Origin of the sequence: Bradyrhizobium archetypum, assembly GCF_013114835.1 — a bacterium.
Classification (GTDB): domain Bacteria; phylum Pseudomonadota; class Alphaproteobacteria; order Rhizobiales; family Xanthobacteraceae; genus Bradyrhizobium; species Bradyrhizobium archetypum.
This window is the reverse complement of sequence record NZ_JAAVLW010000005.1, coordinates 110,543-135,474: the sequence shown is the minus strand read 5'-3', so window position 1 is coordinate 135,474 and position 24,932 is coordinate 110,543. Positions and strand designations below refer to the sequence as shown.

At 63.7% G+C, this 24,932-nt stretch carries 17 protein-coding genes; 14 read left to right on the top strand and 3 right to left on the bottom strand.

The window, feature by feature from the left end; all coding sequences use genetic code 11:
• Positions 1–83 precede the first annotated feature (83 nt).
• From HCN50_RS16925 to HCN50_RS16900, 6 genes are read left to right on the top strand one after another with little or no spacing between them, the layout of a single operon-like run.
• The gene (locus tag HCN50_RS16925; protein WP_171710812.1) at positions 84–884 is read left to right on the top strand and encodes an enoyl-CoA hydratase/isomerase family protein; all 801 of its coding nucleotides are present in this window, start codon (positions 84–86) and stop codon (positions 882–884) included.
• Between the two features lie 8 nt (positions 885–892).
• Positions 893–2,146 (top strand): CaiB/BaiF CoA transferase family protein, encoded by a 1,254-nt coding sequence (locus HCN50_RS16920; RefSeq protein WP_235977041.1) that lies wholly within the window; start codon positions 893–895, stop codon positions 2,144–2,146.
• A 51-nt stretch (positions 2,147–2,197) separates the two neighbouring features.
• Positions 2,198–3,190 (top strand): tripartite tricarboxylate transporter substrate binding protein, encoded by a 993-nt coding sequence (locus HCN50_RS16915; protein WP_171710811.1) that lies wholly within the window; start codon positions 2,198–2,200, stop codon positions 3,188–3,190.
• A gap of 11 nt (positions 3,191–3,201) precedes the next feature.
• Positions 3,202–3,684 carry a tripartite tricarboxylate transporter TctB family protein gene (locus tag HCN50_RS16910; protein WP_171710810.1) on the top strand — a complete coding sequence of 161 codons (483 nt, stop codon included), beginning with the start codon at positions 3,202–3,204 and terminating at the stop codon, positions 3,682–3,684.
• A gap of 12 nt (positions 3,685–3,696) precedes the next feature.
• Entirely contained in the window at positions 3,697–5,223 is a 1,527-nt protein-coding gene (locus HCN50_RS16905) for a tripartite tricarboxylate transporter permease (RefSeq protein WP_171710809.1), read from the top strand.
• The gene (locus HCN50_RS16900; RefSeq protein WP_171710808.1) at positions 5,220–6,251 is read left to right on the top strand and encodes a 4-hydroxythreonine-4-phosphate dehydrogenase PdxA; all 1,032 of its coding nucleotides are present in this window, start codon (positions 5,220–5,222) and stop codon (positions 6,249–6,251) included. The genes HCN50_RS16905 and HCN50_RS16900 overlap by 4 nt, the downstream gene beginning before the upstream one ends.
• Positions 6,252–6,400: 149 nt before the next feature.
• Here HCN50_RS16900 and metC read toward each other — a convergent pair whose 3' ends face one another.
• Positions 6,401–7,594, bottom strand: a complete 1,194-nt coding sequence (gene metC, locus HCN50_RS16895) for a cystathionine beta-lyase (protein WP_171710807.1) — start codon at positions 7,592–7,594, stop codon at positions 6,401–6,403.
• 337 nt (positions 7,595–7,931) lie between these two features.
• On the opposite strand from metC, the gene HCN50_RS16890 reads away from it, so the two are divergent.
• Genes HCN50_RS16890 through HCN50_RS16875 form a run of 4 tightly spaced genes read left to right on the top strand, consistent with a single transcriptional unit; the run spans position 7,932 to position 12,449 of the window.
• Positions 7,932–8,945, top strand: coding sequence for an amino acid ABC transporter substrate-binding protein (locus HCN50_RS16890; protein WP_171710806.1), 1,014 nt, complete (start codon positions 7,932–7,934; stop codon positions 8,943–8,945).
• Positions 8,946–8,969: 24 nt separating this feature from the next.
• Positions 8,970–10,175 carry an amino acid ABC transporter permease gene (locus HCN50_RS16885; protein ID WP_171710805.1) on the top strand — a complete coding sequence of 402 codons (1,206 nt, stop codon included), beginning with the start codon at positions 8,970–8,972 and terminating at the stop codon, positions 10,173–10,175.
• Positions 10,172–11,695 carry an amino acid ABC transporter permease gene (locus HCN50_RS16880; protein WP_171710804.1) on the top strand — a complete coding sequence of 508 codons (1,524 nt, stop codon included), beginning with the start codon at positions 10,172–10,174 and terminating at the stop codon, positions 11,693–11,695. Before HCN50_RS16885 ends, HCN50_RS16880 begins: the two co-directional genes overlap by 4 nt.
• A 10-nt stretch (positions 11,696–11,705) precedes the next feature.
• Positions 11,706–12,449 carry an amino acid ABC transporter ATP-binding protein gene (locus tag HCN50_RS16875; RefSeq protein WP_171710803.1) on the top strand — a complete coding sequence of 248 codons (744 nt, stop codon included), beginning with the start codon at positions 11,706–11,708 and terminating at the stop codon, positions 12,447–12,449.
• Between the two features lie 75 nt (positions 12,450–12,524).
• Here the strand turns inward: HCN50_RS16875 and HCN50_RS16870 are convergent, their stop codons facing one another.
• Both HCN50_RS16870 and HCN50_RS16865 read right to left on the bottom strand, forming a co-directional pair.
• Complete coding sequence (locus HCN50_RS16870) at positions 12,525–13,565, bottom strand: cysteine synthase A (protein ID WP_171710802.1); 1,041 nt, start codon at positions 13,563–13,565, stop codon at positions 12,525–12,527.
• Between the two features lie 90 nt (positions 13,566–13,655).
• The gene (locus HCN50_RS16865; protein WP_171710801.1) at positions 13,656–14,885 is read right to left on the bottom strand and encodes an SAM-dependent methyltransferase; all 1,230 of its coding nucleotides are present in this window, start codon (positions 14,883–14,885) and stop codon (positions 13,656–13,658) included.
• 891 nt (positions 14,886–15,776) lie between these two features.
• On the opposite strand from HCN50_RS16865, the gene HCN50_RS16860 reads away from it, so the two are divergent.
• Genes HCN50_RS16860 through HCN50_RS16845 form a run of 4 tightly spaced genes read left to right on the top strand, consistent with a single transcriptional unit; the run spans position 15,777 to position 24,907 of the window.
• Positions 15,777–17,180, top strand: coding sequence for an efflux transporter outer membrane subunit (locus HCN50_RS16860; RefSeq protein ID WP_171711414.1), 1,404 nt, complete (start codon positions 15,777–15,779; stop codon positions 17,178–17,180).
• Positions 17,170–18,606 (top strand): efflux RND transporter periplasmic adaptor subunit, encoded by a 1,437-nt coding sequence (locus HCN50_RS16855; RefSeq protein WP_171710800.1) that lies wholly within the window; start codon positions 17,170–17,172, stop codon positions 18,604–18,606. Before HCN50_RS16860 ends, HCN50_RS16855 begins: the two co-directional genes overlap by 11 nt.
• Positions 18,607–18,652: 46 nt before the next feature.
• Positions 18,653–21,802 (top strand): efflux RND transporter permease subunit, encoded by a 3,150-nt coding sequence (locus tag HCN50_RS16850; RefSeq protein WP_171710799.1) that lies wholly within the window; start codon positions 18,653–18,655, stop codon positions 21,800–21,802.
• Positions 21,803–24,907, top strand: coding sequence for an efflux RND transporter permease subunit (locus HCN50_RS16845; RefSeq protein WP_171710798.1), 3,105 nt, complete (start codon positions 21,803–21,805; stop codon positions 24,905–24,907). It begins immediately after the preceding gene.
• Positions 24,908–24,932: the final 25 nt, after the last annotated feature.

Below are 24,932 nucleotides of genomic sequence, written 5' to 3'. Positions count from 1 at the left end.
CACCGGATTCTTTCCTGTTCCAGCTTGATAAATGGAATTTTTGCATTCAAATTGGTAAAAATCCATTAATAAGGGCCAGCAGCATGGATCAGGACGTGGCGGTACGGGAGGGTGATCTACTGTTTGACCTCGAAGACGGCATCGGCCGGATAACCTTCAACCGGCCGCAGGCGCGCAACGCCTTTACCTTCGAGATGTACGAACGGCTGGCCGAGATCTGCGAGCTCGCCAACCGCGACCATGCGATCAAGGTGCTGCTGCTGCGGGGGGCCGGCGACAAGGCGTTTGCCGCGGGCACCGACATCAATCAGTTCCGTGCCTTCGCGGCGCCGCAGGACGCGCTCGACTACGAGAACCGCATCGACCGCGTGCTCGGGATTCTGGAAACATGCCGGGTGCCGACCATTGCCGCCATCAACGGCGCCTGCACCGGCGGCGGGGCGGGCATCGCGGCCTCTTGCGATCTGCGCATCGGCACCAGAAGCACGCGGATAGGCTTTCCGATCGCACGCACGCTCGGCAATTGCCTCTCGATGTCGAATGTCAGCCGCATTACCGCGTTGATCGGCCCGGCGCGTGTCAAGGATCTGATCTTCACGGCACGGCTTGTCGACGCCGAGGAGGCGGCCTCGGTGGGCCTGCTCAACGAGGTCGTCGCTGATCTCGCAGCGCTCGAGAAGCGCGCCGACGAGATCGCGCGGCTGGTTGCCGGCAATGCGCCGCTCACGTTGAGTGCGACCAAGCAGGCGGTGGCCCGGCTGCAGAAACGGCTGACGCGCGAGGAGGGCGAGGACCTGATCCTAATGTGCTACACCAGCCAGGATTTCCGTGAAGGGCTCGACGCGTTTCTCACCAAGCGCCCGCCGCAATGGCGCGGCCAATAGGAGCCCGCATGTCCCTTCAAGACGACACGATGCCGCGTTCGGGGCCGCTCGCCGGCCTCAAGGTCATCGATCTCACCCATGTGATGGCGGGGCCGACCTGCACGTTGATGCTCGCCGACATGGGCGCCGACGTCATCAAGATCGAGAAATGGCCGAATGGCGACGACACGCGGCACTCGGTGCCGCCGAAGATCGGCGACGAGGCGGCTTCCTTCCTGATGATGAACCGGAACAAGCGCGGCATCGTGCTCGACCTGAAGACCGCGGGAGGTAAGGAAGTGCTGCGGCGGCTGATCGCCGACGCCGACGTGCTGGTCGAGAACTTTGCGCCGGGCGCGATGGAGCGGCTAGGCTTCGGTTATCAGGAGCTGCATCGGGATTTTCCGGCGCTGATCTATTGCTCGCTGTCCGGCTTCGGCCGCACCGGCCCCTACAAGCATCGCCGCGGCTTCGATCTGGTGGCGCAAGCGATGAGCGGCATCATGAGTTTTACCGGCGAGCGGCCGGACGGTCCGCCGGTCAAATGTGGCCCGCCGCTGTCCGATATCACGGCCGGTCTCCTCGCCAGCATGGGCATCCTTGCCGCCTATTCGCACCGGCTCAAGACCGGCGAAGGGCAATGGGTGGAGACCTCGCTGTTTGAGGCGGCGCTGGTTCAGACCTATTGGCAATCGACGATAGCGCTCGCCAGCAACTTGGCGCCGCGCGCCATGGGCTCGGCCCATCCGCTCAACGCGCCGTATCAGGCGTTCGAGGCGTCCGATGGCTGGCTCGTGGTCGGCGGCGCCAACAAGAAGCACTGGCTGTTGATGCTGGAAGCGCTCGGCGCGCTGGAGCTGGCTTCCGACCCGCGGTTCGTCAACGGCTCCGACCGCATGGCGCATCTGAAGGAGCTCGAATTCGAGCTGAGCGCGCGCTTCCGCAAGAACACGCGGGCGCATTGGCTGGCGGCGCTCGACGAGAAGGGCGTGCCCTGCGGCCCCGTGCACGACATGCTGGAAGCGCTGAACGATCCGCAGACACTCGCGCGCGACATGGTGGTCGAAGTTGAGCATTCGACGCTCGGTCCGGTCAAGACGATTGGACTGCCGGTCAAATTCTCGGCGACACCCGGCAAGGTGCGTTCGGGTGCGCCGGTTTATGGCGAGCATACCCGCGAGGTGCTGCGCGAACATGGTTTTGACGAGGCGCAGATCGACGCGTTCGAGCGCGAGGGCGCGATCGTTGCCGCCGCGGCCGGCCGCAAGGAGCAGGTCGCCTGACGAGAAAACGAAATACGAACCGCAACAAAAATGTCTACCCGGAGGAAAGCCATGAAGATCGTGTCAAAACTCCTGCTGTCCACGACATTGCTCTTGCTCGGGGGCGCGCTTCCGGCAACTGCGGCCTGGAAGCCGCAGAAGCCGATCGAGTTCGTCGCAACCGCGGGACCGGGCGGCGGCACCGACAATCTCGCGCGCGCTGTCCAGAGCATCATCACCAAATACAAACTGACCGACCAGCCGGTGGTGGTGGTCAATAAGGGCGGCGGCAGCGGGGCGGAAGGCTATGTCTACGGCAAGGCGTCCGCGGGCGATCCGTACAAAGTGATCTTCGGCACCTCGAACGCCTGGCAGCAACCGCTCGTCTCCAAGGTCGCCTTCAACTACACCGATCTCACCCCGATCGCCGCGATGGCGCAGGACGAGTTCCTGCTGTGGGTGAAGCAGGATGCGCCCTACAAGACCGCGGGCGACTTCCTCAAGGCCGCGGCCGCGTCCGAATTCAAGATGGGCGGTGCGCAGTCCAAGGATACCGACGAGGTGCTGACGCGGATGATCGAGAAGGTGGCGAAGGTCAGGTTTACCTACATCCCCTTCAAGAGCGGCGCCGAAGCCGCAGTGCAGCTCGCCGGCGGCCATATTGATGCCCACGTCAACAATCCGTCCGAGAGCCTCGGGCAATGGCGCGGCAGCACCCAGCGCCCGCTGTGCGCCTTCAGCGCGAAGCGGCTGCCGCAGGGGCCGAAAGTCACGACGTCGGAAGGCTGGAGCGATGTGCCGACCTGCGTCGAGCAGGGGCTCGCGATCTCGCAATATGAGCAGCCGCGCACGGTGTGGCTGCCAGGCAAGGTCAGCCCCGAGCAGACGGCCTTCTACGTCGATCTCATGAAGCAGGTGCAGGCGACACCCGAATGGAAGGAGTACATCGAAAAGACCTCGCAGGTCGACACCTTCCTGACCGGCAAAGCATTCGACGATTTCATCAAGCAGGACCTCGAACACGTAAAGCAGGTCGCGGGCGAACAGGGCTGGCTGGTGAAGTAGGGGCGCGAGCGATGATCTCCCGACGTGCGCTCGAGATAACCGCTGCGGCGCTGACCGGAATCTTCGGCGTCGCGGTCATCGTATCCAGCATCGATAACGGCATCGGCTGGTCCAGCGCCGGCGTCGACGCCGGCACGTTTCCGTTCCTGACCGGCGTCATTATCGTGCTCGGCAGCCTTTACAATCTGGGGCAGGGCGCGCTCGGACGCGGCACCCTTGCAATCGTCAGGACGGCCGTCACGTCGTCCGAGTTGCGCCGCCTCGCGGGCTTGTTCGTTCCAGCCGCGATTTTCGTGGCCGTCATTCCCCTGGTTGGAATGTATCTCGCCTCCGCGGGCTATGTGTTTGCGGTGCTGGCTTTCCCGAGGCGGCAATCGGTCTTGCGCGCGCTTGTCATCGCCGCGGCGACCCCGCTGGCGCTCTACGTCGTGTTCGAGCGCATGTTCCAGGTGTCGCTGCCGCACGGCGCGCTCGCTACAGCGTTCGGTTTCTGAAGGGACGGGGCGATGGAAAATCTTCAATCGCTGCTGCACGGCTTCACCATCGCGATCACCGTTCCGCATCTGACGCTGATGGTGGTCGGCGTCCTGCTCGGCATCCTCGTCGGCGTCCTGCCGGGCTTGGGTGCGCCAAACGGCGTGTCGCTGTTGCTGCCGCTGACCTTCGGCATGCAGCCGGTGTCGGCGATCATCCTGCTTTCGAGCATGTATTGGGGCGCGCTGTTCGGCGGCTCGGTGACGTCGATCCTGTTCAACATCCCCGGCGAGCCGTCGTCGGTCGCCACCACGTTCGACGGCTATCCGATGGCGCGCGACGGCAGGCCGACGACGGCGCTGGCCACCGCCTTCGGCTCGGCGGCGTTCGGTGCGCTTGTTGGCGTGATCCTGATTACGTTTCTGGCGTCCTGGGTGGCGCAGGTGGCGCTTGCCTTCGGGCCGCCCGAATATTTCGCGGTCTATTTCCTCGCCTTCGCCAGTTTCATCGGCATGGGCGGCGCGGCGCCGATCAAGACGTTGGTGGCACTCGCGATCGGGTTTGCGATCGCGGCGATCGGCATCGACACGGTCTCCGGCAGCGTGCGGCTCACCATGGGTATCGACGAGCTGGTGAAGGGCGTTAGCTTCGTCGTTGCCGTGATGGGACTGTTCGGGATCGGCGAATTGCTGATCGCGGTGGAGGAGGAATTCCACGCCCGTGCGGTGTCGTCGAGGGTGGACTGGAAGGAAGTCTTCCGGGCGCTCGGCCGTCTGCCGCACCATGGCGTGGCGTTGCTGCGCAGCGCCGCCATCGGCTGCTGGATGGGCATTACGCCGGGCGGTCCGACCGCTGCGTCCTTCATGAGCTATGGCATCGCCAAGCGCTTCTCACGCAATGGAAGTCGTTTCGGCACCGGCGAGGCCGAGGGCATCGTCGCGCCGGAGACCGCCGACCATGCCGCCGGCACCAGCGCGCTGTTGCCGATGCTTTCGCTCGGCATTCCCGGCTCAGCCACGGCCGCCGTCATGATGGGCGGGCTGATGATCTGGGGATTGAATCCCGGACCGATGCTGTTCGTCGACCAGAAGGATTTCGTCTGGGGGCTGATCGCCTCGATGTATGTCGGCAACATCGTTGCGGTGGTGCTCGTGCTGCTCACCGTTCCCGTGTTCGCTGCGCTAATGCGGATTCCGTTCGCCGTCATCGCACCCCTGATCGTCATCATCTGCGTCGTCGGCGCCTATTCGGTCTCGAATTCCTATCTCGACATCGTCCTGATGCTCGGCTTCGGCGTCTTCGGCTATCTCTTCAAGAAGCTGCATTATCCGTTGGCCCCGCTGGTGCTTGCGATCGTGATCGGCGACAAGGCCGAGGATGCGTTTCGCCAGGCCATGCTGATGTCCAAGGGATCGCTCGGGATATTCTTTGCAAACCGGCTGGTGACGACCCTCGTTCTGGCCGGGATCGCGCTGTTGCTGCTTCCGCTCGCCCTGCAGATCGTGCGTCTGCTGCGAAAAACGGATGAAGCTGCTCATGAAAAGGTGAGGATCATATGAACGTGCAGACGCACGGCAAGCCGGTGATCGCGCTGGCGATGGGAGACCCCGCCGGCATCAGTCCGGAGCTGACCGCCAAGCTCGCCGGGCTCGACGAAATCCGCTCCCATGCACGCCTGATCGTGATCGGCGACCGCCGCGTTTTCGAGGAAGGCGCGCGTGTGGCTGGCGGCAAGGTCGACCTGCCGAATGTAGCGCCATCCGCCGATCTCAGAACAATCGGCAGTGACGCCGCCTTCATGGATCTCGGCCATCTCGATCCCGCGACTATCGAACGCGGTGTCGCCAGCCAGGCCGGCGGCGCGTTCGCGCTGGAGAATTACCGTCGTGCGCTGACGCTGGCGCGTGACGGCCGGGCCGATGCCGTCTGCTTCACGCCATTCAACAAGAAGGCAATGCGGCTCGCACGCGCGGAGTATGACGATGAGATTGCGTTCTCCGCCGAGATCGCCGGCCTGAAAACGCCGGCCAGCGAATTCAACGTGCTCGACAGGCTCTGGAATGCCCGCGTCACCTCGCACATCGCGCTCAAGGACGTGGCCTCGCGCCTCTCCATTGAACGTATTCATCACGCGCTGAAGCTGACCGATGCCTGCATGCGACGGGCCGGCTTTGCCGAGCCGCGTATCGCGGTGGCCGGGCTCAACCCGCATGCCGGGGACGGCGGCAATTTCGGCCGCGAGGAGATCGACGTGATCGAGCCTGCTGTCATGGCCGGCCGGGCCGAAGGAATAGCCGCGGAAGGGCCGTTTCCGGCCGACACGGTTTTCCTGCGCGCCAAGAACGGGGCGTTCGATGCGGTGCTGACGATGTACCACGACCAGGGCCAGATCGCGATGAAGCTGATGGGCTTCGATCGCGGCGTGACAATGCTGGGCGGCTTCCCGTTTCCGATCTGCACGCCGGCCCATGGCACCGCCTATGACATCGCAGGCCAGGGCGTCGCCTCGATTGGCGCCAGCCGCGCGGCCTTGTTGCTCGCGGCTGAGATGGCCGATGCGGCCAGGCTGGGCACTCGGGCGGCGTGAGGGGGTCGGCTACAGTCTGATGAGATTAGTCTAGCTTCAGTCGATCGCCTGCTGCGCCGGCCCTCGCCGGCTACTTTGCATGGGGTTGTTTTCGATATTTTGTTTGGACGGTCAACGAACCATCAGGCCGGACCTGATCTCATCACGCTTCAGGCGGCAGCCTTCAACGCCGCAAAACCACGCTCGAGGTCGGCCTTGAGGTCGTCGACGTCCTCCAGGCCAATGTGCAGCCGCAGCGCCGGCCCGCCCGGCGACCATTTTGTCGCGGTGCGGTATTCATTGCAGTCGAACGGGATGATCAGGCTCTCGAAGCCGCCCCACGAATAGCCCATGCCGAACAGCTTGACCGCATCGAGCAGGGCATCGACCGCTTTCTGCGGCACCGGCTTCAGGACGATGCTGAACAGGCCGGAGGCGCCGGTGAAGTCGCGCTTCCAGATGGCATGGCCGGGATGGCTCTCGAGCGCGGGATGCAGCACCGTCAGCACTTCGGGACGGCCGGCAAGCCAGCGCGCCATCTCAACGCCCGAGCTATAATGCTGTGCGAGCCGCACCGAAAGCGTGCGGGTGCCGCGCAGCGCCAGGAAGACGTCGTCGGGCCCGGCGCACACGCCGAGCAGGCGGATGCCCTCGGTGAGCAGCGGCCAGGCTTTCGCGTTGGCCGAAATCGTGCCGAACATGATGTCGGAATGGCCGCCAACATATTTGGTGGCGGCTTGCATGCTGATGTCGACACCCTGGTCGAGCGAACGGTGAAACAGGGGCGTTGCCCAGGTATTGTCGTCGATGACGAACGCGTTCCTCGCATGCGCGACCTCGGCGATGGCGGGGATATCGCTCATTTCAAACGATTGGGAGCCGGGCGCCTCGACCAGCACCGCGCGTGTATTGGGCTTGAACAGCTTTTCGATTCCGGCACCAATCAGCGGATCGAAATAGCTGACCTCGACGCCGAAGCGGGCCAGCATGCCGTTGCAGAAATTGCGCGAGGGCCGGTAGACGTTGTCAGTCACCAGCAGATGATCGCCGGCCTTCAACACCGAGAGCAGGGTGGTGGTGATCGCGGCAAGGCCCGACGGCGCCAGGCCGACGCCGGCGCATTGCGGACCTTCCAGCGACATCAAGACGTCCTGCAGCGCCCGCGTGGTCGGGCTGCCATGACGCCCGTACGAGAACTCGGCACGATGGGCATGCAGGTCTTCGGCGGTCGGGTAGAGGACGGTCGAACCGTGGTAAACCGCCGGGTTGACAAAACCCCTCTGTCCCTTGGTGTCACGGCCGGCGGTGACCAGCCTGGTTTCGGCTTTTTGCGGATTGGACGGACCGTCGTTCGAAAAGCTCATGCGTTTGCATTATCCAAGACGTTATGCCGCAGCCGCAACTTGACGGCGAAAACACCGTCGGTCCGGGGGCGGGGACCGGCTGAGTTAATAACAAGACACAGAAGTAGGCAGTCAACCCCTTGACCCGGCACGCCAGTCGTTCTGTGATGCATGCCAAACTAACACTCGCTGCATGTTGAGGGGCCTGCTGCGATACCGGATCCACCGCCTGACCGGAATGGCACGCCAAATGCACGGTCAGCATGACGCTTTTCAGCGAGGGATCAGCGGGTTGGCCCCCAACGTCAGGCGTTGCCTAGAAGTATCTTCCGGACGACCCCTTGAAAGGCCTTTGCCCATGAAACGCGTATCTCTGGTTGTTACCCTTGCCCTTGCCGGCCTCACGGCTCAGGCCGCCTCGGCGCAAACCCTCAAGACGGTCAAGGACCGCGGGATGCTGTCCTGTGGGGTCAGCCAGGGCCTGCCGGGCTTCTCGTCGCCCGATGACAAGGGTAACTGGACCGGGCTCGACGTCGATATCTGCCGGGCGATCGCCGCGGCCATTTTCAATGATGCGACCAAGATCAAATTCGTGCCCTTGTCGGCCAAGGACCGCTTTACCGCGCTGCAGTCCGGCGAGATCGACGTGCTGTCCCGCAACACGACCTGGACGCTGTCGCGCGACACTTCGCTTGGCGCCAACTTCACCGGCGTGACCTATTATGACGGCCAGGGCTTCCTGGTGAAGAAGTCGCTGAAGGTGAACTCTGCGTTGGAACTCAACAGCGCTTCCGTCTGCGTGCAGACCGGCACCACGACCGAGCAAAACCTTGCCGACTACTTCAAGGGCAACAACATGAAGTATGAGGTGATCGCGTTTGCGACCGCGGACGAAACCGTCAAAGCCTATGAGTCCGGCCGCTGCGACGTCTTCACCTCTGATGTCTCCCAGCTCTATGCCGAACGCCTCAAGCTCGCGACGCCGGCTGATCACGTCGTGCTGCCCGAAGTGATCTCGAAGGAGCCGCTCGGACCGATGGTCCGCCATGGCGACGATCAATGGTTCGATGTCGTGAAATGGACGCTCTACGCGATGGTAGGCGCCGAGGAACTCGGCATGACCCAGAAAAACGTCGATGAGATCGTCAAGTCCGACAAGCCCGAGGTCAAGCGCGCCGTGGGCACCGACGGCAATCTGGGCGAGCAGCTCGGCCTGACCAAGGACTGGATGGTGCGGATCGTGAAGGCGGTCGGCAATTACGGTGAGTCCTTCGAACGCAATGTCGGCTCCGGCTCCAAGCTCGGCATCGCCCGCGGCCTTAACCAGCTCTGGAGCAAGGGCGGCATCCAGTACGCGCCGCCGATCCGCTAAGCGCCAAGGAGAGGGGCTGCGGCGATGGCCATCGAACCCCGAAAACCTCCGTCGCAGCTACTTCCCAAGCTGCAGAGGGCGCTCGGCGGCCGAGCGGGCTGGAGCGGCTTCGTGCTCCAGCTCCTGTTCGTCGCCGCGCTCGCCTGGATCTCCTATGAGATCGTCGCCAATGCCCGCGCCAATTTGCAGGCGCAGCGGATCACCGCCGGCTTCGGCTTCCTTGCCAACAATGCGGGCTTTGACGTCAGCCAGAGCCTGATCCCGTATTCCGGCTCCGATCCCTACACGCGCGTCTTTGTCGTCGGCCTGCTCAATACGCTGCTGGTCTCGGTGATCGGCATTTTCTTCGCCACCATCATCGGCTTCCTCGTCGCGCTTGGCCGTCTGTCGCCGAACTGGCTGCTGTCGCGGATCTCGGGCGGCTATGTCGAACTGATCCGCAACCTGCCGCTGCTGTTTCAGATTCTGTTCTGGTATCTCGCGGTGCTCGCTGCCTTGCCCAATCCGCGGCAGAGCATTTCGATCTTCAACGGCATCTTTCTAAGCAATCGCGGTCTCGTCATTCCCAAGCCGATCGGCGAGGCCGGTTTCGAACCGTTCGTCGTCGCCCTGCTGGCGGCGATCATCGCTGCAATCATATTGTGGCGATACGCGCGCCGGCAGCTCTTCCAAAGCGGCAAGGTGATCAAGGTGTGGCCCTATGCGCTCGCCATGATCATCGGCCTGCCGCTCATCAGCGTGCTGATCTTCGGCGTCCCGGTCACGTTCGAGGTGCCGGTGCTCAGAGGCTTCAACTTCGCCGGCGGCTCTCGGCTCATTCCAGAATTCGTCGCGCTGACGCTCGCGCTATCGACCTACACGGCAGCCTTCATCGCCGAGATCGTGCGCGCGGGCATTCTTTCCGTGCACAAGGGCCAGATGGAAGCCGGCTCCTCGCTCGGACTGCAGCGCGGCTCGGTGCTGCGGCTGATCGTGATCCCGCAAGCCTTGCGGGTGATCCTGCCGCCGCTGACCAACCAGTATCTCAACCTGACCAAGAACTCCTCGCTGGCGGTCGCGATCGGCTACCCCGACCTGGTTTCGGTGTTTGCCGGAACCACGCTGAGCCAGACCGGGCAGGCGATTGAAATCATCGGCATCACCATGGGCGTCTATCTCCTGATCTCGCTGGTCACCAGCGCGATCATGAGCTTCTATGGATGGCGGATCAGCCGGAGCATGGGCGGATGAGCGATATCACGTCATCCAATTTCGTCCGTCAGGATCTCGTGCCGGAGCGACCCGCGCCGGTGAAGACCACCGGCTTCATCGGCTTCCTGCGCACGCGGCTGTTCAATTCCCCGACCAACATCCTCATTACGATCGTCAGCCTGTTGCTGCTGTGGGTCGTCGTCGTTCCCGCGGTGAAATTCGCGCTGATCGATGCGGTCTGGTTCGGCAAGGATCGGACGGCCTGTCTTGCTGAGAATGTCGGACGCCCGGTCGGCGCCTGTTGGCCATTCGTTCAAGCGAAGTTTTACCAGTTCATCTATGGCTTCTACCCGGAGCCGGAGCGCTGGCGCGTCAACCTGACTTTCCTTCTTTCCGCTATCCTGCTGGTTCCGCTTCTGATTCCGCGACTGCCGGCCAAGGGACCCAACGCGCTTCTGTTCTTCGTGGCGTTACCTGTGGTCGCCTTCTTCCTGCTGCGCGGCGGTGGACTTGGCGGCTTCGGCGTGAGTTGGACTGCAGGGCTTCTCTCAGGCTTCAACGACAGTATCGGCGACGGCGGCAGGAAGTTGGTGGCCGCGGGCGAGACAACGGCCATTATTGGACCGCTGCTGTGGGTGCTCGGCAAGCTGATCGTGCTGCTGAGCACGCTGATCGGCTGGCTGCTGCTACCGCTGACCTGGCTGCGCGATCAGATCCAGGCGTTCGGTCGTCCGGTCTGGGCCGACCTCGGGGCGACCGCCGTCATTGTCTCGGCGCTGCTGTTCTGGCTCGGCGGCGGCCTACGATCCGGCTGGCGGCCGCTCATCACCTGCCTGGCGATCTTCGTGGGCATTGGCCTCGTCATCGCGGTGATGGGGCTCGATAGCGGCGGCCTTCCGGAGGTCGATACAAGGCTGTGGGGTGGGCTGCTGGTAACGCTGGTGGTTTCCGTTGTCGGCATCGTCGCCTCGATGCCGGTCGGCATTGCGCTCGCGCTCGGGCGGCGCTCGACCATTCCGCTGATCCGGATTTTCTCGATCGCCTTCATCGAGTTCTGGCGCGGCGTTCCGCTCATCACCGTGCTGTTCTTCGCCACCTATATGCTGCCGCTGTTCGTGCCGACCGGCTTCACCATCGACGGGCTGATGCGCGCCCTGATTGGCATTGCGCTGTTCGCCGGCGCCTATCAGGCCGAAGTCATCCGCGGCGGCCTGGCGGCAATCCCGCGCGGGCAGGGGGAGGCGGCGAGCGCGCTTGGCCTGTCCTGGGGCAAGACCACGGCGCTGATCGTGATGCCGCAGGCGCTGCGCCACGTTATTCCCGGCCTCGTCAACAGCTTCATCGCGCTGTTCAAGGACACATCGCTGGTCTCGATCGTGGCGCTGTTTGATCTGCTCGGCAGTCTGCGCGCCTCGTTCTCCGATCCGGTCTGGTCGACACCGACGACGCTGTTTACCGGCTTTGCCTTTGTCGGCATCATCTATTTCGTCTTCTGCTTTGGGATGTCGCGTTACTCGCTGTTCGTCGAGAACCGGCTGAACGCCCACCATCGCAACTGAGTATAGGACCATGACCGCAACCTCGATCGTCGGCATCAACGCGCTCAATAAGTGGTACGGCGACTTTCACGTGCTGCGCGACATCAACCTTGACGTGGCCAAGGGCGAGCGCATCGTGATCTGTGGCCCCTCAGGCTCGGGTAAGTCGACGCTGATCCGCTGCATCAACGCGCTGGAGGAATTTCAAGAAGGCAATATCGTCGTCGATGGCATCGAACTCGGGCCGAACCTCAAGCGGATCGACGAGGTCCGCCGCGAGGTCGGCATGGTGTTCCAGAGTTTTAACCTGTTTCCGCATCTGACCGTGCTGGAGAACTGCACGCTGGCGCCGATCTGGGTACGCAACATCCCGAAAAAGGATGCCGAAGCGACCGCGATGAAATTCCTGGAGCGTGTCAAGATCCCGCATCAGGCCAACAAATATCCCGGCCAGATGTCGGGCGGTCAGCAGCAGCGCGTCGCGATTGCCCGGGCGCTGACCATGAATCCCAAGGTGATGCTGTTCGACGAGCCGACCTCGGCGCTCGATCCTGAAATGGTCAAGGAGGTGCTCGACACTATGGTCGATCTCGCCAGGGAAGGCATGACCATGCTGGTTGTCACCCACGAAATGGGATTTGCGCGCGAAGTCGCCAACCGCGTCGTCTTCATGGACGCCGGACAGGTGATCGAGTCAAACACGCCGCAGGAATTCTTCGCAAACCCGCAGCACGCGCGGACGAAGTTGTTCCTGAGCCAGATCTTGCGGCATTGAAGATGGCGAATAGGGAGTAGCGAATAGCGAATAGGCGGAACTTCATTCGCTACTCGCTATTCGCCACTCGCCTCCTCACACCTTCTCGAACGGCACGTCGACCTTAGTGCGCTTCTCCAGCCATGCCGGCACCGGCAGGTTCTTCGAGCGCATGAATGCCGGATTGAACAGCTTTGACTGATAGCGGCCGCCGGAGTCGGCAAGGATGGTGACGATGGTCTTGCCAGGCCCGAGCTGCTTTGCGAGCCGGATCGCACCCGCCACGTTGATGCCGGTGGAGCCACCGAGGCACAGGCCCTCGTGCTCGAGCAAGTCGTAGATCACCGTCACGGCTTCCTCGTCCGAAATCAGGAACGCGTCATCGACCTTGGCTGTCTCGATGATCGGCGTGACCCGACCGAGCCCGATGCCTTCGGTGATCGAGTCGCCTGGCGTCGATTTGGCCTGGCCATGCTTGAACAGTTCGTACATCGCAAAGCCGTGCGGATCAGCGCAGGCGGTCACGATGTCCTTGTTCTTCTCCTTCAGAAAGCGGCTGGCGCCCGCGAGAGTGCCGCCGGTGCCTACCGAGCAGATAAAGCCGTCGACCTTGCCGCCGGTCTGCTCCCAGATCTCCGGTCCAGTAGACTCGTAATGGGCCTTTGCATTGTCGAGATTGTTCCACTGGTCGGCGAACAAGACGCCGTTCGGCTCGGTCTTGCGAAGCTGGGCGGCCAGCCGCCGCCCGACATGCTGATAGTTGTTCGGATTGGAATAGGGCAGCGCCGGCACCTCGACCAGCTCGGCGCCGCATAGCCGCAGCATGTCCTTCTTTTCCTGGCTCTGCGTTTCCGGGATCAGGATCAGCGTGCGATAGCCGCGCGCGCTCGCCACCACCGCAAGCCCGATGCCGGTATTGCCGGCGGTTGATTCCACCACGAGCCCGCCCGGCTTGAGGTCGCCGCGCTTTTCGGCCTCGAGGATCATCCATTTGCCGGCGCGGTCCTTGACCGACTGGCCGGGATTCATGAATTCGGCCTTGCCGAGAATGGTGCAGCCGGTCGCTTCGGAAGCGTGCTTCAGCTTGATGAGGGGCGTGTTGCCGATCGCTTCGATGACGTCTTTGTTGAAGGTCATGTCTTTGAAATCGCCGGTTTGTTTGCCTAATCGTTAGGCGACCCTAAAGGAGGGCCGCCGGCCATACAAGCCAGCGTTGGGGTAGGGCCGTCAGGGCGATTTTGCAAACACCACCTGGCGCACGTCGATATTCCCGGACAGGAATCCGGCCTCGCAGTACGCCAGATAATATTCCCACAGCCGCCGGAAGCGGTCATCGAAACCTGACGGCATCAGGTTCGGCCAGGCCGCGCGGAAATTGCTTCGCCAGATCGCGAGCGTCTTGGCATAATCTTGCCCGAAAATGCGCTCGCGAATGACGGGAACGCCGAAGCGCTCGCCGAGCGTCTTTAGGATCTGCGGCGAAGGCAGCATGCCGCCCGGAAAGACATAGCGCTGGATGAAATCGACCTCGCGGCGATAGGCCTGGAACAGGCTGTCCTGGATGGTGATGGCCTGGATGCCGGCGAGCCCCCCGGGCAGCAGGCGGTCGCGCAACTGTGAGAAATATTTCGGCCAGAACTGCTCGCCGACCGCCTCGATCATCTCGATTGAGACGATCCGGTCGTAGCGGTCGCGCTCGTCGCGATAATCCTGGAGTTTGATCTCCACGCGATCGCTCAGCCCCGCGTTGAAAATGCGCGCCTGCGCGAAATCGCGCTGTTGCTTGCTGATGGTGAGCCCGACCACTTTGGCGCCGAACGTCTTGGCGGCATATTCGGCAAAGCCGCCCCATCCGCAACCGATCTCCAACAGCTTCTGGCCTGGCCGCAGATCGATCGCCTCGGCGAGCCGGCGGTACTTGTTGTGTTGCGCAGCGGTCAGGTCGGCGGTGTCGTCTTCGAACAACGCCGACGAATAGGTCATGCTGGGATCGAGCCACGCCGAATAGAAGGCGTTACCAATGTCGTAATGCGCATAGATGTTGCGACGGGCCTGCCGCCTTGTGTTGCGGTTAAGCCAGTGCCTGACGGCCTGGAACGTGCGTGTCAGCGGATTGGCGACCAGCATCGTCTGCATCCAATCCTGGTTGACGCAGAACAGGTAAAGGAATTGCGTGAGGTCGGGCGTGTCCCATTCTCCACGCAGATAGGCTTCCGCAATGCCGATGTCGCCGCCGCGCAGGAGCCGCGACGCAAAGCCGTAATCGTAGATCTTCATGACAGCGGCCGGCCCCGGCCCGTTGCCGCCCAACCGTACCGTGCGGCCGTCGGCCAGCGTTACGTCGAGCGTGCCGTGCTGCAGCTTTGAACCAAAGCCCAGCGCCAGCCGGACCAGGCGGGGCAATTCCGGAAACGTCGCGTCTACGGTTTCCGATGTGACCGAAATCAACTCGGACATGGGCGATCCATCGAATGCGGTTTAACCCGGGCTTCGCACGGCCGATCGACCCTGCTTCAATCCTTGGAACGGGTGGACAACGCCGGTGAAGTATAAACGTTGCTTTTCCCGCTCGCCAAGCCGCTATTCAGGACTGCGTGCTTCCGCGGCACCAGCCGTGCGTCCAGATCGCCGCCATGACCTTGAGTGTGACCAGCGGTAGAGTGAAAAACACCCGCGGCAACTCCTTGGTGCGGAGCGCGCGCATCTCGTGCGATGGCCTCGACCAGATCGCGGCGCCCATCGGCGCCAGACAACCGGCGAGTAGCCGCTGCGCAAAACGGCGTGTGCGAAAATATTCGCCGACCGCAAACAACCAGCGCGCCGTCTCGAACCAGTTGTTGCGTCCGGCTCTGAGTTGGCGGTCATAGACGGTGACCGGACAATGTGATTCCCGTGCCGATCACCGGGGGCTGTTCCCGGAGTTTCAAATTGGCCACAGGTGCCGCTTCAGGGTTGCGCGGGAAGCGGATGCTGAAGGTCAGAACAGGGGAAAAGCCCCATGAAATCTTCGTAAGATTTCGACCGCGTTGTGGTGTCCCGACATCGCTCCGGCCCTATAAAACAAGGGAAGTGAGCGCTTTGCTGCCCGTTTTGCGGGCCCGGGCGAATGGCTGGCGAAGCGCTGCGCGGGACTGTCCGCGCCGCTATCGCAAGGCTAATATCCGGTTCGGTTCAACGGAAGCATCACCCCGTGATTGTCGTGCAGGCCAACAGGAGACTCGCTCGCTATGCGCCGGGCCGGGATTTGCCCGGTGGAGAACGGGTGTGACCCAGCGAATTGCAACGGCTGCGATCAAAGGCTGGTCTGCTCTCGTCCGCGGCCGCCGGCGGCTGGCGCGATCCTTTGCGATGCTCGGCCTCGTCTTTAGCTCCGCCGGCTGCGTCCTGACCAAGGACCTTCCTGATCCCGCGCTCGACATCCCCGATGGCTACAAGGCGGCGAGGCTTTCGAAGGCTGCCGACGCGCCGCCGACGCTCGACTGGTGGCGCGGCTTCCGCTCGCGGGAACTGACGGTCCTGATGGAGGAGGCGCAGTCCGTCAATCTGGACATTGCAGCCGCCACCGCGCGGTTCAAGCAGGCCGATGCGCAGGCGCGAATCGCCGGCGCTGCGCTGTTGCCCAGCCTCAGCGCTAGCGGCTCGGAGACCTATTCCCGCACCTCCCGTTCGAGCTCCAGCGGCCTGTCGATTGGCGGGCGTGAAGTGGTCAACTATTCGGCCTCGCTCAGCGCCAGCTATGAACTGGATTTCTGGGGCAAGAACCGTGACGCTGCGCAAGCCGCGGAAGAGACCGCGGTTGCCAACCGCTTTGACCGCGACGTTATCGCCCTGACCACGCTGACGACGGTCGCCAATGCCTATTTCCAGGTGCTGGCCGCGCAGGACCGGATTCGCACCGCACAGCGAAACATCGCCAGCGCCGAGCGCATCCTCAATGCCATCCGCGACCGCTTCAAGGCCGGCACCGGCACCGATCTCGATGTCGCGCAACAGGAGAGCATCCTCGCCAACCAGCGCGCACTGGTGCCGCCGTTGCGGCAGACGCTCGACCAGAACCTCAACGCGTTGGCAACCCTGGTGTCGCGTCCGCCGGAATCCGTTCGCGTGACCGGCGGCTCCCTCAACCAGATTGCCGCGCCGCGCGTCACGCCGGGTCTGCCTTCCGAATTGTTGACGCAACGTCCTGACATTCGCCGCCAGGAAGCGCAGCTTGCCTCGGCTACCGCCAATGTCGGCAGCGCCCGCGCGCAGTTCTTTCCGAGCATTCAACTGACCGGGCAGGGCGGCTATCAAAGCTCAGCCCTGACGTCGCTGTTTCAGCCGCAGGCCGCGTTCTTCAGCATGGTCGGCAGCCTGACCCAGCCAATTTTCGACGGCGGCAGGATTCTCGGCAATTTCGAGCTCACCAAGGCGCGGCAGGACGAGCTCCTGCAGACCTATCGCAAGACGGTGGTGCAGGCCTTTGCCGATGTCGACAACGCCCTGATGTCGATCCGCCAGACCACCGAGAGGCTGCGGCTGCAGCGCGAGGTCGTGGCAGCGTCGCGGCGGGCATTTGAATTGTCCGAGCAGCAGTTGCGGGCTGGCACCGCCGACATTGTAGTTGTGCTAAATACGCAACTGACGTTGTTCCAGGCCGAGGATGCGCTGTCGCAGGCCCAATTGGCCCGGCTGCTGGCGATCGTCAGTCTCTATCAGGCGCTGGGGGGCGGCTGGGAGCCCAGGATGGAAAGGCCGGTCAATGCTCTTTAAGCCCGAAGTCAAGGACACGAAGACAGCGGGCAGGCGCGTTGCGCGCGGCATCGGCCGTCGGATGGTGTCGCTGACGATCACGCTGCTGATCCTCGGCGGGCTCGGCTATCTCGGCTGGAACGCGTTTCAGCAGAAGCCGGCCGGTCGTGGCGGGCCCGGCGCGCGTCCAGACTTGCCCGTGCCGGTGCTGGCGGCGATGCCGCGCACGCAGGATGTCCCGGTCTATCTCGATGCGGTCGGCTCGGTGCGCGCGCTCAACACGGTGACGGTGCGCTCCCAGGTCGACGGCAAGCTGATCAAGGTGAATTTCGTCGAAGGCCAGGACGTCAAGCAGGGCGACGTGCTCGCCGAGATCGACCCCGTGATCTACCAGGCGCAATACGATCAGGCGGTGGCCAAAAAGGCCCAAGATGAGGCGCTGCTCGCCAACCAGAAGCTCGACCTGGCGCGCTATCAGCAGCTCGCCGCCTCGAATGCCGGCTCCAAGCAACAGGCCGATACGCAGCGCGCGGTGGTCGCCCAGCAGGAAGCGCTGATCCAGGCCGATCAGGCCGCAATCGACAATGCGCGTGCGATGCTCGGCTATACCAAGGTCATCGCGCCGTTGTCGGGACGCGCCGGCCTGCGCCAGGTCGACCAGGGCAACATCATCCGCGCGACTGACGCGACCGGCCTCGTCGTCCTAACGCAGTTGCAGCCAATCGCGGTGCAGTTCAGCCTGCCGCAGCAGCAGATCGTGCGCGTCAACGCCGCCGCCGCCAAGGGCGCGCTCCTCGTCGATGTGTTCGGCAATGATGGCGTCACCGTGATCGACACCGGTACGCTCAAGGGTATCGACAATCAGGTCGATCCGACCACGGGCACGCTGAAGCTGAAGGCTGAATTTCCCAACGCCAAGTTCCAGCTCTGGCCCGGGCAGTTCGTCAATGTGCGGCTGAAGGTCGAAACGCTGGAGAAGGCGATTGTGGTGCCGACGTCGGCAGTGCAGCGCGGCCCTGTCGGTACGTTCAGCTATGTGATCGGCCCCGACAACATCGCAACCGCCAAGCAGGTAGTGGTAACGCAGCAGAACGAGAACGACGCGGTGATCGCGAGCGGTCTTTCGACCTCCGACCGCGTCGTGACCACCGGCTTTGCCAATTTGTCCGATGGCGCCAAGGTTCTGATCGGGGCCGATGACCGGGCGCCGACCCCCGACCTCGCGCCGCGCAAGCGCAGCCGTTCGCCGGACGCCAAGGCAGGTCAGGGCAAGGACGGGCCGGCCGTTCAAGGCAAGGACGGTCAGGGCGGAGAGAGCCAAGGCAAGGAGGGCCAAGCCAAGGACGGCGAACGCCGCGGCAAGCGCGAGCGCGGCGACGGCGATCAGAAGGGGCAAACCGGCCCGGCACCGGCCGAGCCAGCGGGCGCTGCAAAGTCGCAGCCGTGATTGACGCCGCTCCGCCTGAAATGAAGTTGCAAGTGAGGACGCAACCATGAGCGTCTCCGAACCGTTCATCCGCCGGCCGATCGCGACCTCGCTGCTCGGGATCGCGCTGATGATCGGCGGTGCGCTCGGCTATTGGGCGCTGCCGGTGTCGGCGTTGCCGCAGGTCGATTTCCCGACCGTGCAGGTGACCACGCAATTGCCTGGCGCGAGCCCAGACGTGGTCGCGTCCCTGATCACGGCACCGCTGGAGCGCCAGCTCGGGCAGATTCCGTCGCTGTCGTCGATGCAGTCGACCTCATCGTTCGGCGTCAGCCAGATTTCGCTGCAGTTCGACCTCAACCGCGATATCGACGGCGCCACCCAGGACGTGCAGGCGGCGATCAACGCGGCCGCCGGAATCCTGCCGAGAAACCTGCCGTATCCGCCGACCTACGCCAAGGTGAATCCCGCGGACGCGCCGGTCCTGACACTGGCGCTGACGTCGGAGACGATTTCGCTGCGCGCGATGAGCGACATCGCCGACACCATCCTCGGCCAGCGGCTCAGCCAGATTTCCGGCGTCGGACGCGTCGCGATCCTCGGCGGGCTCAAGCCGGCGGTGCGGGTGCAGGCCGATCTGGCCCGGCTCGCCGCCTACGGCATTTCGATGGAGGATTTGCGCAACGCGATTGCCGGCGCCAACGTGTCGGGGCCGAAGGGATCGCTCGACGGCGCGCAGCAGGCCTACACCATCGCCGCCAACGACCAGATTGCGGCGGCAGAGGCCTACAAGCCGATCATCATCGCCTATCGCAACGGCTCGCCGGTGACGATCGGCGATGTTGCGATCATCGTCGACGGGCTGGAGAACGATCGCACCGGCGGCTGGTATCAAGGCACGCCGGCCGTGATCATCGACATCCAGCGGCAACCCGGCGCCAATGTGATCGAAGTCGTCAGGCAGATCCGCGACGAAATCCCCAAGGTGCAGCGCGCGATCCCGGCCGGCGTCAACCTGACGATCGTCTCCGACCGCACGGTCACCATTCGCGCTTCGGTGCGGGACGTGCAGTTCACGCTGATCCTTTCCGTGGTGCTGGTCACGCTGGTGGTGCTGTTGTTCCTGCGGTCGCTCCGCGCGACCCTGATCGCGGGCGTGGCGCTGCCGCTGTCGCTGATCACGAGCTTCGGCATCATGTATCTTTCCGGCTTTAGCCTCGACAATCTGTCGCTGATGGCGCTGACGATCGGCACCGGCTTCGTCGTCGACGACGCGATCGTGATGATCGAGAACATCGTCCGCCATATGGAGAACGGCGAATCCGTGATGGAGGCCTCGCTGAAGGGCGCCAGCGAAATCGGCTTCACCGTGATTTCGCTGACGGTGTCCCTGATTGCCGTGTTCATCCCGCTTCTGTTCATGTCCGGCCTGGTCGGACGCATGTTCCGCGAATTCGCGCTGACGCTGACAATTGCGGTGGTGACGTCGGCGATCGTGTCGCTGACGCTGACGCCGATGATGTGTTCGCGGCTGCTCAAGCATATCGGGGAAGAGATGACGGTGCCCGGGCTTGCCGCGGTCAGCCGCTTCATCGACCGCATGGTTGCCTTCTACCATCGCACGCTGCTGTGGGTGCTGCAGCGGCAACGCGCGACGCTTCTGGTGACGTTCGCCACCATCGGCGCGACGCTCGTCATGTATGTGATCGCGCCGAAGGGCTTCCTGCCGCTGCAGGATACCGCGTCGATCACGGCGGTGACCGAGGCTGGCCCCGACGTATCGTTTGCCGAGATGCAAAGCCGTCAGGCGACGGCGGCGGCCGCGATCCAGGCTGATCCTGATGTGGTCGGCGTAGTCTCGGTGATCGGGGCGGGCTCGGTCAATCCGACTACCAATGTCGGGCGTCTGGTGATGACGCTGCGGCCACGCGGCGAGCGGCGCGACGACATTTCCGTCGTGGTCGACCGGCTGAAGCAGCGCACGGCGTCGATTCCCGGCATGACCATCTATTTCCAGCCGGTGCAGGATGTGCAGATCTCGACCCAGTCGAGCCGCTCGCAATACCAGTATACGCTGACCGGCACCGATGCGGCGCAGGTCTCGCTATGGTCGCAGAAGCTCGTTGCCGAGATGCGCCGCGATCCGCTGTTCCGCGACGTCTCGTCGGAAGCGCAGGAAGGCGGCCTGCGCGCTGCGCTCAATATCGATCGCCAGCGCGCCGGCCAGCTTGGCGTCAGCATCCAGGCGGTCAACGACACTCTCAACGACGCGTTCGCGCAGCGGCAGATTTCGACCATCTACGGCCAGGCTAACCAGTACCGCGTGGTGCTGGAGGCGATGCCGATGTACCAGCGCGATCCGTCGATCCTGTCGAAACTCTATCTGCCAGGCGCGGCGAGCACGATCGCCGGCGCGCCCGGCGCCCAGGTGCCGCTGTCGGCGGTGGCGACGCTGACGCGCACCACCGCGCCGCTGGCGATTTCGCATCTGGCGCAGTTTCCGGCGGTGTCACTCAGCTTCAACCTCGCGCCGGGCGAGGCGCTGGGCGATGCCGTCGAGGCGGTCAAGAAGATCGAGACCAGGATCGGGATGCCCGGCAGCATTGTCGGCGTCTATGCGGGCGATGCGGCCGAGTTCTCGAAATCGCTGGCCGGCCAGCCATGGCTCATTCTGGCCGCGATCGTCACCATCTACATCGTGCTAGGGGTGCTCTACGAGAGCTACATTCACCCGATCACCATTCTCTCGACGCTGCCATCCGCAGGCGTCGGCGCCATCCTGGCGCTGATGCTGTTCGGGCAGGATTTGTCCGTGATCGGCCTGATCGGCATCATTCTCTTGATGGGTATCGTCAAGAAAAACGCGATCATGATGATCGACTTCGCGCTCGAGGCCGAACGGCATCAGGGCATGTCGCCTGCGGACGCCATCGTGCAGGCCTGCCTGCTGCGCTTCCGCCCCATCATGATGACGACGCTGGCCGCGCTGTTCGGCGCACTGCCGCTGGCAATTGAGAGCGGTACCGGCGCCGAATTGCGCTTTCCTCTCGGCATCTCCATCATCGGCGGATTGCTGCTCAGCCAGTTGCTGACGCTCTATACGACGCCGGTGATCTATCTGGCGCTCGATCGGATCAATCGCAAGATCGAGAAGGCCGTGCCGGACCCAGGGCCGCCTGGGCCAACGGTCGCCGGCGCCACCGAGGGAATGCAATAGATGGCATCGATCTCGGAGCCCTTCATTCGCCGGCCGGTTGGCACCACGCTGCTGGCGATCGGGCTCTTTCTGGTCGGCATCGTCGCCTATGTCTTTCTGCCGGTGTCGTCGGTGCCCAATGTCGATTTCCCGATGATCCGGGTGTCGGCCACGCGGCCTGGCGCCGACCCCTCGGTCATGGCCGCGACCGTCGCCGCGCCGCTGGAGCGCCGGCTTGGCCAGATCGCGGGCCTCGACCAGATCACCTCGACCAGCTCGCTCGGCTCGACCAGCATCCAGTTGCAATTCTCGATCGGCCGCAACATCGACCGCGCCGCGCGCGACGTGCAGGCGGCCATCAATGCGTCGCTGGCGGACCTGCCGAGCGACCTGCCGTCGCTACCGCGATTCCGCAAGGCCAATCCTGCAGCCGCCCCGGTGTTCGTGCTGGCGTTGACGTCGAAGACGCTGACGACAAGCGCGATGTACGACGTTGCCGACACCGTGATCGCGCAGCGCATCTCGCAGGTGCCCGGTGTTGGCGAAGTCAATGTCACGGGCGCCGACCAGCCGGCGGTGCGCATCGCACTCAATCCGGTGGCGCTGTCGAACGCTGATATCGCGACCGACGACGTGCGGCTTGCGATCATCAACGCCAATCCGCTCGGCCCCGTCGGCATCTTCAACGGCGGCCGGCAGAGCGAGACGATTTCCACCAACAGGCAGATGCGCACCGCGGCCGAATTCCGCGACATCATCATCAAGAGCTCGGCCGGCAATTTCGTTCGCCTCGCTGATGTCGCCGATGTCGAGGACTCCGTCCGCAACAGCCGCTCGATCGCCTGGTTCAACAAACAGCCGGCGGTCCTGATCCAGATCACCAAGCAGGGCGACGCCAACGTGATCGACACCGTCGATCGGGTGAGGGCGCTGCTCCCCGAACTGAAGCAGTGGCTGCCCGGCGGGGTGGAAATTTCGACGCTGGTCGACCGCACCGGCACCATCCGCGCCAGCGTGCTCGACATGCAATATACGCTGCTGGCGACCGCCTTCCTGGTGATGGTCGTGGTATTCGCCTTCCTGCGACGGCTGACGCCGACGATTGCCGCCGGCGTCTCGGTGCCGCTGGCGCTGGCCGGCACCTGCGCTGGCATGTGGCTGGCCGGCTTCTCGATCGACAATCTGTCGCTGATGGCGCTCGCGATTTCCGTCGGCTTCGTGGTCGACGATGCGATCGTCATGATCGAGAACATGTACCGGAATCTCGAACAGGGCATGGCGCCGTATCCGGCGGCGCTGGAGGGCGCCAAACAGATCGGCTTTACCGTGCTCTCGATCAGCCTGTCCCTGATTGCGGCGTTTACGCCGCTGATTTTCATGGACGGGATCGTCGGCCGGCTGTTGCGCGAGTTCTCGCTGACATTGACCTTCGCGATCGTGGTGTCGACCGTGGTCTCCCTCACGATCACGCCGATGATCTGCGCGCACTATATCAAGGAGGCGACGTCGGATCGCGCCACTTGGTTCGACCGCCTGGTCGAGGGCACGCTGTCGCGCGTCGTTTCTTTCTACACTTGGACGCTGCGGGCGGTGCTGGGCTTTCCGTTCCTGACACTGATCGTGTTCTTTGCGACCATCGCGCTGACGGTTGTGCTCTACATCAAGACCCCGAAGGGCTATTTTCCGACCGACGACAGCGGCTTCGTGATCGGCGCCACGCGTGCGTCTCCCGATACATCATTCCAGGCGATGCTCGGACTGCAGCAGCAACTGGCCGATATCGTGATGGCCGATCCGGCGGTGGCCGGCGTCGGCTCTTCGCTCGGCGGCCCCGCCGGTCCGGGCGGCGGCGGCTCCAACCGCGGCACCATGTTCATCAGCTTGAAGCCGCCGGAGGAGCGGGCGGGTCAATCGACCGCGCAGGTGATCGATCGCCTGCGGCGCAATCTCTACCGGGTGGCCGGCATCCGCTTGTTCATGTTCGCCGCCCAGGACATCCGCACCGGCGGCCGGCAGAGCGATTCCGACTATCAGTATACGCTATCGAGCACCAACCTCGATCTCCTGCAGAAATGGGCGCCGCTGGTCGCCAAGCGCATGGAGACGGTGGAGGGCATTACCGACATATCGAGCGACCGCGATCCTGGCGGGCTGCAATTGTCGCTCGTGATCGACCGCAAGAGCGCTTCCAGCCTCGGCGTGCGCGTTCAGGATATCGACAACGCCCTGAACAACGCATTCGCCCAGCGGCAGATTTCGATCATCTACACCCAGCGCAACCAGTACATGATCGTGCTGGAGATCGATCCGAAGTTCCAGGCTGATCCGTCCAACCTCGATCGCATCTTCGTAGCCGGCGCCAACGATGCCCAGGTGCCGCTATCGGCCGTGGTGCGCTACCAGCGCGGCCTGTCGCCGCTGGCGGTCTATCACTCGCAGTCATTCCCCTCGACCACGGTCTCGTTCAATCTGCTGCCCGACGTGCCGCTGGAGGTCGCGACCTCGAACATCCAGCGCGCGGTCGAGGAACTGCACATGCCGGAAGGCATCCGCGGCAGTTTCGACGGCAACGCCGGCGACTTCAACAGGACCAGCGGGCGGCAGCCGCTTCTGATCCTGGGCGCGCTGGTGGCGATGTATATCGTGCTCGGTGTGCTCTATGAGAGCCTGGCGCATCCGATCACGATCATCTCTACCTTGCCGTCGGCAGGGTTAGGGGCGCTGTTGGCGCTGCAGGTGTCGAATACGCCGCTGACCGTGATCGCCTTCGTCGGCATCATTTTGCTGATCGGCATCGTCAAGAAGAACGGCATCATGATGGTCGATTTCGCGCTCGACGCTGAACGCAACCGCGGCCTGTCGTCGGCGGATGCGATCTTCGAAGCATGCCGCGCCCGATTCCGCCCCATTCTGATGACGACGATGGCGGCGCTGTTCGCCGGCATTCCGCTGGTCATCGCCACCGGCCCCGGCACCGAGCTGCGGCGGCCGCTCGGCATCACCATCATCGGTGGCCTGCTCGTGTCGCAAATCCTGACACTGTACACGACGCCGGTCATCTATCTGCTGATCGACCGGCTGCGGCAGCGCCGCCGGCCGGCCGCGGTTGCAGCGCCCGCCGAATAGTTGGATTACTGCCTGCGGAAAGCGT